Raw genomic sequence first — 14,210 nt, forward strand, 5'->3', positions numbered from 1 at the left:
AATTTAATCTTTTAAGGCCAATAGTTCAGCCCCTTCATTCACTTGTGAGCCTACTTCATAATAGAGCTCAGCAAGTACACCATCTCTGGGAGCGTGAATAGTATGCTCCATTTTCATTGCTTCCAAAACAATTAAACTTTCACCTTCTTTGACGTTGTCTCCTTTATTTTTCAAAATGGCAACTACTGTAGCTGGCATGGGGGCGGTAAGCTGTCCTTTTTTGGCGCTGCCTTGCGCACCAAAATTTTGCCAATTGAAACGTTCAATGAGAAAGGGGCCTTGTTCTGTATATAAACAAAGACTCTGCGGTTGATCAACAAACAAAACCTGATGTGTTTGTTGACCGTCGTTTAAATAGAGGTGCTCGCCATCAATTCGGGCGGTTAAAGAAAATTCTTCTTCATTTTTTTGTAATTTGAAACTATTTAAATCAATGGGTGTAATTTTTAGATTTAGCTCTTGTTCCTCAAGCAAATAACGCCAATACCAATGACTTGATAAATGCATTTGCCAAGCAAAACTTTGTTGCAAAAGAGGATCAGAAAGATTTTGGGTGAGGGCAAGATAATCATAGCTTGCTGCCATTAAAAGCGCTAAATTTTCATCAGGCTTGGGAAACTGAATCGTTTCTTGGCTTAAGAAATCAGTACTTAACTCAGCCTTGCTAAAACGTGGATGCTCACAAATAGCGAGTAAGAAAGGAATATTGCTTTTTACGCCGCCGATCGCAAAATGCTTTAATGCTTGCTTTAACCGTTGCAAGGCTTGCTCACGTGTTTCACCCCAGGCGATTAACTTGGCAATCATGGGATCGTAAAATTTAGAAATATTGGACTGAGTAGAGATGCCGCTATCAATGCGAATTCCAGCGCCTGCAGGTTCTTTCAAGAAATTAATTTTACCAATTGAAGGAATAAACCCTTGATTGGGATCTTCGGCATAAATACGGCATTCAATGGCATGGCCATGGGCAAGAATATTAGTTTGGGCTACTGGAATGGGCTCGTTCGCTGCTATTTTTAATTGCCAGGCCACTAAATCAAAGCCAGTTATCATTTCGGTTACCGGATGTTCAACTTGTAGGCGTGTGTTCATTTCCATGAAATAAAAATGCTCATTAGCATCCACCAAAAACTCGACGGTACCTGCACCGCGGTAATCAATTGAACGCGCTACTTCGCAAGCTGCTTCAGCCAATTTTTGGCGCAGGGCTTCTGATAAATTAGGCGCTGGTGCTTCTTCAATAATTTTTTGATGACGTCTTTGAATTGAACAATCACGCTCAAAAATATGAACGATTTGCCCGTGATTATCGGCCATGATTTGTACTTCAACATGGCGAGGGTCGGTGATTAATTTTTCGATGAGCATGGTGTCATCGGCAAAACTGGCCATGGATTCTCGTCTAGCACTGGCTAAGGCCTGAGAAAACTCTGCTTCATCATAGACCGCACGCATCCCTTTTCCACCACCGCCGCAGGCCGCTTTTAACAATACGGGAAAGCCAATCTGACGTGCTTCTTTTAGCAAACGCTCATCTGATTGTTCTATGCCATGGTATCCGGGGGTGAGGGGCACGTTGGTTTTTTCAAGCATTTGCTTGGCTAATTGTTTGGAACCCATCGCTTCCATTGTCGCGGCTGAAGGGCCAATGAAAACGATGCCTGCTTCAGCACAGGCTTTGGCAAAAAGCGGGTTTTCGGATAAAAAACCATAACCCGGGTGTATCGCTTCTGCACCACTGGATTTTGCTGCAGCAATAATCGCCTCAATGTTCAAATAACTTGATTTTGCAGGCGCATCACCCACCCAATAGGCGCTTTCGGCTTGCTTTACATGTTGGCTATTTTTATCCGCACTTGAATAAATGGCTACACTGTGAATCCCCAGTTGCTTTGCAGTTCTGATAATGCGGCAAGCAATTTCACCGCGGTTGGCGATAAGAATTTTATTAAACATGGAAATCCTTAGTTCCAGTTAGGTGTTTCTTTATTAAGAAAGGCATGTAATCCTTGCTGACCTTCGGCAGAGACGCGTTTTTTTGCAATCAGCGCAGCAGTGCGCAGCATGATTACTTCATCGATGGCTTTACCGGACACTTCATCAACCAAGGTTTTACACGCACTAACCGCTTGCGGAGCAAGTTTAGCGATTTGTTTGGCATAATTGAAGGTGAAAGGCCAAAGTTCTTCTTCGGGTACACAATGTTGCACGAGTTGTAAGCGTTTAGCTTCTTCGCCATCAAAGGTTTCTGCCGTCATAAATAAATGTTTCGTGGCGCGCTCACCGATTGCTTTGACAACATAGGGACTGATGACTGCTGGAATTAATCCGAGTTTCACTTCAGAAAAACAAAAGCGGGCTGTCGTTGAGGCAATCGCAAGATCACAGGCGGCAGCAAGACCAGCGCCGCCGCCAAAGGCAGCGCCTTGCACCATCGCAATGGTTGGCTTAGGACTTTGATTGAGCGTGTACATCACGCGGGCCAGCACCAGGGCATCATTGATATTTTCTTCTTCACTAAATTCTGCCATGCGCTGCATCCAGCCGAGATCAGCGCCGGCGGAAAAATGTCTGCCGTTTGATTTGAGTATAATCACGCGCACTTCTGTGTTCGCGATGGCTTCATCAAGCGTTTGTTGCAGAGCAGCCAATAAATGGTCATCAAAGGCATTATGTTTATTCACACGATTTAAAGTGATAATAAAAATACGGTCCTGTAATTCGCTTAATAAATCACTCATTGTTTCCCCTTATTACATGCGAAAGACACCAAAATGAGTTGCTTCGATTGGTGCGTTTAAGGCGGCTGATAAGCTTAATCCCAAGATCTTACGCGTATCTTCAGGCGCGATAACCCCATCATCCCATAATCTGGCGCTGGCATAATAGGGGTTGCCTTGCCTTTCGTATTGCGCACGTAATTCGGCTTTAAATGTTTCTTCTTCTTCCGCTGGCCAGATTTTATCGTGTTTACTGTATTTATCACGATTCACTTGGGCGAGCACATTGGCGGCTTGTTCACCCCCCATCACTGAAATACGTGCGTTTGGCCATGACCATAAAAACCGTGGATCGTAAGCGCGTCCGCACATGGCATAATTACCCGCACCAAAACTACCCCCAACAATCACGGTAAATTTAGGAACTTGCGCATTCGCCACAGCGGTTACCATTTTCGCACCGTGTTTAGCGATACCAGCTGTTTCGTATTTACTACCCACCATAAACCCAGTGATGTTTTGTAAAAAAATAAGCGGGATTTTACGTTGGCAGCATAGTTCAATAAAGTGAGTACCTTTTAGTGCGCTTTCACCAAATAAGATGCCATTGTTGGCAATAATTCCTACAGGATAACCAAAAAGGTGAGCGAAGCCGCAAACGAGCGTCGTGCCATAAAGTGCTTTGAACTCATCAAATTCTGAGGCATCGACGATGCGTGCAATCACTTCGCGAATATCAAAGGGTTTACGGGGATCGGTAGGGATTATGCCATTGAGTTCTTTGACCTCATAAGTCGGTTCGCGGCTTGGGATACGTGTCAATGTTTGAGGCTTTTGGCGATTTAAATGGCTGACAGCAATTCGCGCTAAATGCAGCGCATGGGTATCATTTTCAGCATAATGATCCGCGACGCCAGATTGTCGACAATGCACCTCGGCTCCGCCTAAATCCTCCGCGCTAATCACCTCACCGGTCGCTGCTTTCACTAACGGTGGGCCGCCTAAGAAAATGGTTGCTTGGTTTTTCACCATGATCGATTCATCAGCCATCGCAGGCACGTAAGCACCGCCAGCAGTACATGAACCCATAACCACAGCAATTTGCGGTATATTTTCCGCGGAAAGAGTGGCTTGATTATAAAAAATTCGGCCGAAATGATCGCGATCGGGAAAAACTTCGTCCTGTCTTGGAAGAAAAGCACCGCCGGAATCAACGAGATAGATGCAAGGTAAATAATTCGCTTTGGCTATTTCTTGGGCGCGCAAATGTTTTTTAACCGTAAGTGGGTAATAGGTTCCGCCTTTTACCGTCGCATCGTTAACGACAATCATGCACTCTCTGCCAGAAACTTGGCCAATCCCAGTAATAATTCCTGCGGCTGGGACGGGATCTTCATAAACTTGATAAGCTGCAAGTTGCGAGAGTTCGAGAAAAGGACTGCCAGAATCGAGTAATTGCTGTAATCGTTCGCGGGGGAGTAATTTCCCATGCTTTAAATGTCTCTGACGTGCTTTTTCATCGCCGCCTTCAGCGATTTTTCTAATGATAGCTTGTAAGCCTTCAAGCAAATCTTGCATATGAGCTTGATTTTCTTTGAATTCATTACTAGCGGGATTTAACTGACTGATGAGTTTAGCCATGGATAACCCTTAAAAACGTATCAATACATTACTTAATACAATGACAAGCCACAAACACCAAGTTAATTCAATAAAATAAGGCATTTCCTTTCCCTTGACTAGGCGATAACTAAGGGCAGGGATGGCCGCGATAATTAGCGGTATAGCGACTAGAAGAATCACTTTTCGGAACACTAAACCTAAACCACTTTGGCTAAAAATGGGCGTTAATTTGATATTAATGAAGGCGTAGAGCATATCGATATAGACGATGAGCATGTGAGCAAATCGAGCAAAAACGACAACCACAATACTGAGTAATAAGTAGATAAGACTTTGTCTAAGCATGTACATCCCTTAGTTGTTGAAATTTAAATTAGTTTATATGGTCAATTGCGGTTTTTTGCCATTTTAATTTATCTAGATAGGTAGGTTGGGCCAAGAGGGCCGTAGTCGTTAGACTCCGTTCGGGCTGAGGAGGCCGGTAAGCCGTCTCGAAGCCTCGCTGGTTCTGATGTGAGACTTCAAGACGGCGGCAAGTGCCTCCTCAGTCCGAACGGGTTATTTACCTACACCATTTCAATCGCAATGGCAGTGGCTTCGCCTCCACCAATACACAAAGAAGCAACACCGCGTGATTTTTGTTTTTGCTTCAATGCATGCATTAATGTAACAATAATTCGCGCACCCGAAGCACCAATTGGGTGACCTAAAGCACAGGCGCCGCCGTGAATATTTACTTTGTCCTGATCAAGTTCAAGCTGAGTAATGGCAGCCATTGCAACTACAGCAAAGGCTTCATTAATTTCATACAAATCCACTTCAGAGGGATGCCAACCTGCTTTATCGAGTACTTTTCGCATTGCATCCACTGGGGCAGTAGTAAACCATTGCGGGGCTTGAGCATGGCTTGCGTGAGCGATGATGCGGGCCAAAGGTAATAATCCTCTCTTTTTCGCATTAGCGGCTGTCATAAGAATTAGACTCGCTGCACCATCAGAAATGGAACTTGAATTGGCGGCAGTCACTGTACCATCTGCTTTAAAAGCAGGACGCAATTGGCTGATTTTAGCGAGCTTATTGGCGTCAGGACTTTCGTCTTGTTTGACGATGATCTCGCCTTTACGATCAGCGATAACTACCGGAGCAATTTCATCAGCAAAGGCATTATCTTGCTGTGCTTGTAGCGCACGAGTTAAGGAGCGTGTTGCATACTCATCTTGTTGCTGACGAGAAAATTGGAAGTGGCTAGCCGTTGCTTCTGCAAAACAACCCATTAATTGGCCACGCTCGTAAGCATCTTCTAAACCATCTAAAAACATATGATCTTTAAGCTCGCCATGTCCTAAACGATAACCAGCACGTGCCTTGGCTAATAAATAAGGCGCATTACTCATGCTTTCCATGCCACTGGCAAGAATCACATTAGCAGAGCCTACTTTGAGTAGGTCATGGGCTAACATCACCGCTTTCATCCCTGATCCGCACATTTTATTAATCGTTGTGGCATTCGCAGAATTGGGGATCCCTGCTTTGATAGCAGCTTGTCTGGCGGGTGCTTGGCCAATACCGGCTTGCAATACGCAGCCACTGATGACTTCATCAATATCTGCAGGAGAAATTTTTGCTTGGGCAATTGCTGCTTGATGCGCAACAGCACCTAATTCTGGGGCAGATAAAGCAGATAAAGCACCCATCATGTTTCCCATGGGGGTTCTTTTAGCTGCAACAATTACAATGTCATTCGGTTCCATGTTCATTCTCCCTTAAGCAGTTTCTTTAAAAAGTTCACGTCCAATTAACATTCGTCTAATTTCAGAGGTACCTGCTCCAATTTCATAGAGCTTTGCATCACGTAACAGGCGACCTGTTGGATATTCGTTGATATATCCATTGCCGCCTAAAATTTGAATGGCTTGTAGCGCCATTTGTGTTGCTCTTTCGGCAGTATATAAAATTACTCCGGCGGCATCTTTACGACTGACTTTAGCTTGGTCGCATGCGCGGGCGACTGCGTAGAGATAAGCACGTGAAGCACTTAATTCAGTGTACATATCGGCCAATTTACCCTGGATGAATTGGAATTCACCAATGGCTTGATTAAATTGTTTGCGTTCATGGACGTAGGGTAAGACCACATCCATGCAAGCTTGCATAATACCAATAGGTCCTGCGGCAAGTACGGTGCGTTCGTAATCAAGGCCGCTCATTAGGACCTTGACGCCTTTGTTGATTTCGCCAAGGACATTTTCGGCAGGTACTTCGCAATCTTCAAAGACAAGTTCGCAAGTATTTGAACCGCGCATACCGAGTTTATCTAGTTTTTGGGCCGTATGGAAACCAGGCAATCCTTTCTCAATGAGAAAAGCAGTAATTCCTTTGCTTTCAGCTTGCTTGTCTGTTTTGGCATAGACAACGAGCACATCCGCATCGGGACCATTGGTGATCCACATTTTGGTGCCATTGAGTATAAATTTGTTCCCTTTAGCTTGAGCCTGCAGCTGCATACTGACCACATCAGAACCGGAGTTAGACTCGCTCATTGCTAGCGCGCCGATGTATTCTCCACTAATAAGTTTAGGCAAATAACGTTGTTTTTGCTCGGGGCTGCCGTTTAGATAGATTTGATTGACGCAGAGATTGGAATGAGCACCATAGCTTAAGCCCACTGAAGCTGAAGCACGTGATATTTCTTCCATTGCCAATACATGGGCGAGATAACCCATATTCGCTCCGCCGTATTCTTCACCCACAGTAATACCTAGCAGTCCCATCTCACCTAATTTTCGCCATAATTGATTCGGGAAAGCATTGTCAGTATCAATTTGGGCGGCGAGAGGTGCAATTTCTTTTTGGGCAAAATGGTAAACGCTGTCGCGCAACATGTCATAAGTTTCACCCAAATGCTGTTGTAAACCAGTGTGCATAGATGACTTCCTGTTACTAAAGCAAATAGGCTAGACTATACCCAATCGAATTGAACTTGCAACAGTAATTTCTTTGCTTGGCTAATAATTGAAGTTGAAAGGAGTAAAACATGCGTAAACTCGTACTCTGGGGGCACCATGCTGATGAATATCAGGAAATGTTTGATTTATCCAAAGAGGATATGAACGCTCGAATTGTAGAGTATGGTTGTGGACCTTCTGCAGTGAACGCCGAATTAACAGCAACGACGAAAAATATTATAAGCTGCGATCCGCTGTTTAATTTGGACAAAGATACGCTTTACACCAAAGTCACTTTGGTTTTTGCGGACATGGTTTCAAGGGTGCTAAAAGACCAGGAAAAATTTGATTTTAGCCGTTATGGTAGTCCTCAATTATTAGTCGATGAGAGGCAGGAAGGAATCGCTAAATTTTTTGCTGATTATGAAAAAGGTAAAAAAGAGAAACGTTATATTGCTGTCAGTGAATATGCGCTACCTTTTGCTGATTTTTCTTTTGATTTGGCCCTAAGTTCTCATTATTTATTTGCTGATTTAGATGATCAGGATGTTGATTTTCATTTGCAGGTCATCAAAGAATTAGCCAGAATTGCAAAAGAGGTGCGTATCTTTCCTCTGATTGACCGTTATAACCAACCTTCACCTTTTTTAGGACCAGTGCTGCTTGGGTTACAACAAGATAATTTTGGCACAGAAGTCAGGGAAGTCGCTTATCATTTGCAGCCTAGTGGCAATGCCATGCTCCGTGTTTGGGCGCAGCAATGCCAAGTTTAAGAAATGCTTGATTCAAGAACTGTTGCCATTGTCTAAAAGTATCTCTCGGTCTAGACCCATTTAAGATTTTCAAAAGGAAGTGCAAAACAGAGTAACATGTACTTTGTTTTGTCATTGTGGTAAATTATTATCTTTTTTTGTAAAAGAGCAACTGATGAGAGATAGAAGCGAAGAGGGGCATGGCGGCGAAGCAAAGGCAAACAGTGAGGGCTCAAAACTGTGGAATTTATCTGCAAATCAGCGTGAACTTGAACTAGGTGAATTGCGTCTTCTCATGTTATCTGATTTGACAAGCAGTGATCTCGAATCTAATCATTTTGAACGTATTCAAGCAGTGGCAAAAAAACAATGGATTTTGGATTATTATTTTACTATTGTTAAATATGATCAACAGACTAATCTTCCAATATTACACTGGGCTGCGGTATGCAATCAAATTGAAACGGTTAAATCTTATTTAAATGGAACTGAGGAAGAAGACAGTAGTTCTGCTGATCAGATCGATTGTCAAAGCCGTACCCTATCGATGATTGCTGTCGAGTTTGGCCACTTAGAGCTTTTTGAAACCCTTCTATACCATAAAAACCATAACCTGCTTCAAAGCGATATCCATGGGGATACTGTCTTGGATTACATGGTTAAAAAAAATCGCTTAGACTTTATTCAAAGGTTACTTCAATACCTTGAGTTTCATCAAACGCAGCAAAGTGATCCTAAAAAGTCAGAAGAGGAACGACTTCAGTCCAAGGAAATTGTCCGACAAGGAGTTTATGCTTTTATGCAGGGATTAGCTTCAGCTGCTATAGAGAAAGACCTTGAAATGTTTAAAGTTCTTTTTTTACAGTATCAAGAGTTATTGCAAAAAACAGCTTTAGAAGCTGCTGACACAACAGAATTTAATCAAATCGCTTATTATGCAGCTTATTATGATCATATAGCCCTTCTAGATTATTTATTAGAAGAGCAACTGATTACGGTGCCGCCGCAGTTCGACCGCTCTAATCCAATAGTTTTCGCTCAGTTTATCGAACAATTAAAATACCAGTATCTTATTCAAACAGTTAAAACAATAGAAAAAAATTTTGAACCTGCGAAGCAAAATTTATTAACAAAGACTGATTGGCAAAATTTTGCCAATGACTTAAATGAACTCTGGCAGCTAGTGGATCAAAGTTTGCTAGATGAATCGTTAAAATTAGCTATACTTGAGCACTTACAACGAGCAATAGGAAGTCTATCTGAAGGTTTTCAAGATCCAAATGCTGCTGCTTATGCTCTTGACGCCTTGTGGAATGCTGGTTATCAGTTAGAAATGGCAGTGGATATCTTAGAAGGGCGCCGCCCCTGTGCTATTAACGACTACAGTTTGCAAAAAGTTCCTCCTTTACCTGAGGAAGTTTTATTTTCAATTCTAACTTATGTGGATCCGGCATCTCTTATTAAAATGCAACAGGCTAATCGGGGGTTAAATCGGTTAGCAAATGATGATTATATATGGAAAAATTTATTCGAAACCTTTTTCCCTGAAGAAAAGCCCAACTTAGCACTTGTAGATTATAGCTGGAAAACTGCTTTCAAAACTCATTACCTCGAGCAATATGGGGTAACCACTCCCTTAATAAGAAAAAGTATTACGCTTATTTTAAGAGCTGATCTCGATACTCTTAAAACGCTTAATATATCCAGAAATGATTTACTAGCTAATGATTTTCTCTTACTTAAAACAGCGGCTCGAGTAAGAAATCAAGCTATTTTAGATCATTTCTATGCCATTGCAGTTAAAGAAATAAACTTAGAACTCGAGCAACTTAGGCAAGAACCGCTGGTTAATGAGGAGCAAATAAAACAAAAAGATGATAGTGTTATTTATTGGCAGGTCTTGTGTGATCAATTGACCACAGACAGTCCTACCTCGAGGCGCAATTATCGAACTATTTGCCACCTCCCTTTTTCAGGCGTTTCACTGTTCACGCTCGCCGCCGAAATAGGTCATGTAGAGCTTTTTAAAGGGCTTCTCAAAGACAATTTATTTCTTAACACATCGAGTACTGAATACTATTGGATTGCCCTTTCCGTTGGAAAAGGAGGGTGTATTGATATTTTTCGATCATTTATTGAACATAATTATTACCGAAGCCTAGATAGGAGTTTCGCTCAGAAGCTAATATCAGAAATACTTTTTTCTGCTGTACGCGGTGGCCGAATTGGCCTTATAAACTATATGCTTGAATCGCAAGAGATTGATTTACAGCAGGTATTCTCTGCTATCTTCTGGGCGGGTAATCTATCCTTATTTGAAAAGTTATCCTCAAACAGGGCAAATGACAGCGCGGTGGCAACTGCCTATAGGATTAGCGCTAATGAGTTTATAACCTCTTTAGGGGCGAGCACGCATAGTCGAACTTTGTTCGACAATCCTTGTATAGAGCTTTTGGTCCAAGATCCCTCTGTTGACGTTAGTTTAGATATCTTTATTTCTGCTCTGAGAGAGAAAAAGACAGCCATTGTACAAAAGATACTGGAGCGTCCTAATAGAGATATCTATTTGTCTTATATCGTCGAGCGTTTCACTTCGCTTATTAGAGATTCCGTGCTACCAAATAGTTTACTGCCCTACATTGATTTAGAGGAAGTGATTTATAAAATGATAGACCAGGGTGATACCCTCTTGGACATAAGGAATATCATCCATCTAAACGATGAGGTGCTAAAGCGGCCTCGAATTAATAAATCAAATTTAATTGACCATGCGAGTAAACTCTCTCAAACCCAAATTCAAAATAATACAACCAGAAATCGCAGTAAAATTATAAAAGGACTAAAAGCTGAAATTGGGTTAGGAAAAGAATTAGAAGCAACAGAGACAAACTATGATCGCCCTCGATTTACAGCATTAGAAATACAATTTAAAGCTGCAGGACAAAAAAGAGGGTGGTGTTATTATACTAACCAGCAAAAACAGGGACAGGAACCTCAGCTTCCTAAAAGGATACAACTCACCCCGGACGAGATTAATTTAGAGGCCTATGCGGGTTTGAAACACAAACAAAAAAGAAATATTAAGAAAATTTATGAGGAGGCTTATAAAAAAGGCTTCTCTGAAGCTAAGGCTCAGCAGGAAGAAGCTGAGAAAGCTAAGCAAGAAGAAGCTGAAAAACGAGCCTTACGCAAAAGGAAATCAAAAAAGGCTCCTCAAGACCATTCTGGATTCAAAAACGAAACTAAACGCAGAAGAAAAGAAACCTCAGAAGGAAGGGCGTCACCTGGCCGAAATGGCATGTTTGCCAGCAGAGCTAACGCAGCGCCAAGCGCTAGCACCCCCGTAGCTAGCGCGGCTAGATCTGAGGAAAAGGAAAATGAAACTTCGACTAATACCTCGACTCATTCTACAAATTCTTCGAGGCCGCCATTACCTTTTTTTAGCACCCCTCGGACGGCATCTCGACCCAGTTTAGCAGCTTCCACTGCTAAAAAGGTTGATGATTTAGAAAACAGGAATGCTGAAGAAAGAGATGAGCCTTCTTTATAGTAAGCTCAAGGGTCGGTCGGGCCTGGGCCCGACCTACGTCCTGATTTAAACCTTATGCAGCAGGAGCTGCACCCACTACGGCATCCATAAAATCGTCTTCGATTGCTTTATATCCCAGAGGTTCGCTGGAAGGCTGTTTTGCTGTTGTGGATTGAGTATCTGGCCAGATCACGCCCAGAGTCTTCGCTTGTTCTTCAAAAAGCCGCACGCAGTTTGCGCGTTGATATTCAGAAGTGGGAGTGAATTGAAGGAATTGATTGATTTGCTTTGTAATCAAATCACATAAGGGTTTATGAAGTAAGACCACAAAACGTTCTTTGGTTAGATAAAGCGAACCAATTAACGCTTGCTTAGTAAAGGGTTTACTGTGTAAATCTTGATAAAGATTATTCATTTCGTGGACCAACTTTTTGTTGGTTTTTCCCTTTCCAAAGAAAGCAAACATTGGGCTTAGCAATTGGGGGTGCAAATTTCGCGATAAGCGCCATTCAATATGAGAAATGAATTCTAAAATATTCAGTTTTTCTATTTCCCCCACTTTTGTTTTCAGCACATCTATTTTTTTAGTCAGAAATTTGAGTTGTTGCTCATTGTGAACTTGTTTGTTCAAAAGATTTCTAAAAATAGTGAGATGCATCTCGATAAAACTTGCGGTTATTTGCCTAACCACTGGGGTAATTTCTTCCGAAGGGTTCCGTAATGAATATAATTCAAGCCTAGATTGGTTGATTAACGAAGAAAGATAGCCGTCTAAGGTGTCCATTTTTAACAATAAGGTATCTTGCAAAGTCGTTGATAACTCGGAAGAGGTAAAGGTTTTAAGGAGGCCGTAGTAACTCAGTAAATCAATCCCTTCTTTTTCCTCAATAGATTGTCTAAGGGCAATCACAGAAGGTAATAATAGCGAATTATTCAGAAGTAGATTTTCTATGCTTGTATGAAGTGCTTCGAGCTCAAGCTTTAACGCTTCGAGCCTTTCTTGAATATCCGGTGCATTCTCTTCAGTAGATAAATTTGCTCTATCTAACTCGAGTGCTTCTCTAATTCCCTTTGCAGTATCTGACATAACATATTCCTTATGTTAGCTCAAATAAGTCCGAGTAACTTTTAAACTAAGAGCGCCATTTTGCGACGCTTTATCCTAACGACAAGAAATGCTTTAAAACTCGTAAAATCGGTTTCTAACCTCTGTTATCTCATTTTATTGCTAAATCCTACATCAGTGTTTAAGTTAATCCTGGCTATTGTTGGCTAATTTAAAGACCTCCAATCCTGCATTCATTGCAAATTTTATACTTTTAGGATGTATTAAATCACAGTTTTTACAAAATTTTGCAAAAACTAGAGTGATAATGTCTTATGCAACGATCTTTTTGATCATTTGTCAATATCTTATTCGCAATTTATAGTTTTTTTACTTAATTCCTCTTCGAATTTTGCTTGCTTATCAGTAAACTCTGTCGTTCATCTTTTTGGGGTAATGGCAGGAGTTTGTTATGTATTCACTAGTTCGTCCTTTACTGTTTAGGCTGGATGAAGAAAAAGCGCATAGTCTTTCCTTATCGATCTTAGATTGGATGCCTAAATTCTGCTTTAAACAACCTGTCGGCCAAGATTTAACTGCCATGGGTTTAAGATTTCCTCATCCTATTGGCTTAGCGGCTGGCTTAGATAAAAATGGAGACCACCTTGACGCTTTAAGCAAAATTGGATTTTCTTTTATAGAATTAGGTACGGTCACTCCCTACCCACAGATAGGCAACCCTAAACCACGCCTTTTCCGCTTACCTCAAGCGGCTGCAATTATCAACCGCATGGGCTTTAATAATTTGGGTGTTGATGCGTTGATTCGCAATGTGAGCAAAGCAAATTATCGTGGCATTTTGGGAATTAATATCGGTAAAAATAAAGATACGCCGTTAACAAGGGCAGCAGACGATTATGTGCATTGTTTAAAGAAAGTTTATGAATATGCGTCCTATATCACTATCAATATTTCTTCTCCCAATACGCCAGATTTACGTTTATTACAGCAAGGAAAATTTTTTCGCGATCTGCTTAGTCAATTATGTGAAGAGCAAAAACGCCTATCAGATAATCATCAACGTGCAGTGCCTTTAGTGATAAAACTCTCTCCCGATGAATCCGATGAAACCTTGAAACAAATGGCTGAAGTGATTGTCGAGTTAGGGATTGCAGGCATTATCGCAACGAATACGACTTGTGCACGCGATAGCGTCTCTTCTTTACCTCACGGAACCGAGCAGGGTGGCTTAAGTGGCCGTCCTTTGGCGCAGCGTTCGACGCAATGTTTGCGGATACTCAAGCAGGTGGTAGGGAATGAGGTGACTCTAATTGGTGTAGGAGGTATAGATAGCCCGATGGCCGCTCAAGAGAAAATAAAGGCCGGTGCCCAGTTGCTGCAAGTTTATAGCGGTTTGATTTATCGAGGACCAGGCTTGGTTGCTGAGTTGTGCCAAAGTTTACAACAGTGACAAATAAAGGTGCTGTCGTGGCAGACAGGCCAAAGCAGTCTTTAAAGATCGGTCAATTTTCACTAGAGAACTTGGCGTGTAGCTATATTTAGCGTTACAATTCAGCCCACCTTATGCCAACC

The 14,210-nt window shown here is 41.9% G+C and carries 10 protein-coding genes; 3 read left to right on the forward strand and 7 right to left on the reverse strand.

The features are described from left to right. Positions 1–3: 3 nt before the first annotated feature. The 6 genes from Lnau_RS02315 to Lnau_RS02340 form a co-directional block, all read right to left on the reverse strand. A complete protein-coding gene (locus tag Lnau_RS02315; protein ID WP_058503545.1) occupies positions 4–1,959 on the reverse strand; it encodes an acetyl/propionyl/methylcrotonyl-CoA carboxylase subunit alpha in 1,956 nt (651 codons plus the stop codon). A gap of 8 nt (positions 1,960–1,967) precedes the next feature. Continuing rightward, on the reverse strand, positions 1,968–2,744 hold the full coding sequence (locus Lnau_RS02320) for an enoyl-CoA hydratase-related protein (RefSeq protein WP_058503546.1): 777 nt from the start codon (positions 2,742–2,744) through the stop codon (positions 1,968–1,970). Between the two features lie 12 nt (positions 2,745–2,756). Continuing rightward, complete coding sequence (locus tag Lnau_RS02325; protein ID WP_058503547.1) at positions 2,757–4,364, reverse strand: carboxyl transferase domain-containing protein; 1,608 nt, start codon at positions 4,362–4,364, stop codon at positions 2,757–2,759. 9 nt (positions 4,365–4,373) lie between these two features. Further along, the gene (locus Lnau_RS02330; protein WP_058503548.1) at positions 4,374–4,691 is read right to left on the reverse strand and encodes a hypothetical protein; all 318 of its coding nucleotides are present in this window, start codon (positions 4,689–4,691) and stop codon (positions 4,374–4,376) included. Positions 4,692–4,912: 221 nt separating this feature from the next. Then, positions 4,913–6,097 carry a thiolase family protein gene (locus Lnau_RS02335; protein ID WP_058503549.1) on the reverse strand — a complete coding sequence of 395 codons (1,185 nt, stop codon included), beginning with the start codon at positions 6,095–6,097 and terminating at the stop codon, positions 4,913–4,915. Between the two features lie 12 nt (positions 6,098–6,109). Beyond that, a complete protein-coding gene (locus Lnau_RS02340; protein ID WP_058503550.1) occupies positions 6,110–7,270 on the reverse strand; it encodes an isovaleryl-CoA dehydrogenase in 1,161 nt (386 codons plus the stop codon). A gap of 110 nt (positions 7,271–7,380) precedes the next feature. On the opposite strand from Lnau_RS02340, the gene Lnau_RS02345 reads away from it, so the two are divergent. Continuing rightward, entirely contained in the window at positions 7,381–8,064 is a 684-nt protein-coding gene (locus Lnau_RS02345; RefSeq protein WP_058503551.1) for a class I SAM-dependent methyltransferase, read from the forward strand. 154 nt (positions 8,065–8,218) lie between these two features. After that, complete coding sequence (locus tag Lnau_RS02350; protein WP_058503552.1) at positions 8,219–11,593, forward strand: ankyrin repeat domain-containing protein; 3,375 nt, start codon at positions 8,219–8,221, stop codon at positions 11,591–11,593. A gap of 52 nt (positions 11,594–11,645) precedes the next feature. Here the strand turns inward: Lnau_RS02350 and Lnau_RS02355 are convergent, their stop codons facing one another. Next, positions 11,646–12,659, reverse strand: a complete 1,014-nt coding sequence (locus Lnau_RS02355) for a hypothetical protein (RefSeq protein WP_058503553.1) — start codon at positions 12,657–12,659, stop codon at positions 11,646–11,648. A gap of 430 nt (positions 12,660–13,089) precedes the next feature. Between Lnau_RS02355 and Lnau_RS02360 the strand changes: the two genes are divergently transcribed. After that, complete coding sequence (locus tag Lnau_RS02360) at positions 13,090–14,088, forward strand: quinone-dependent dihydroorotate dehydrogenase (RefSeq protein WP_058503554.1); 999 nt, start codon at positions 13,090–13,092, stop codon at positions 14,086–14,088. Positions 14,089–14,210 lie beyond the last annotated feature (122 nt).

It is taken from the genome of Legionella nautarum (assembly GCF_001467895.1).
GTDB classification, from domain to species: Bacteria; Pseudomonadota; Gammaproteobacteria; order Legionellales; family Legionellaceae; genus Tatlockia; species Tatlockia nautarum.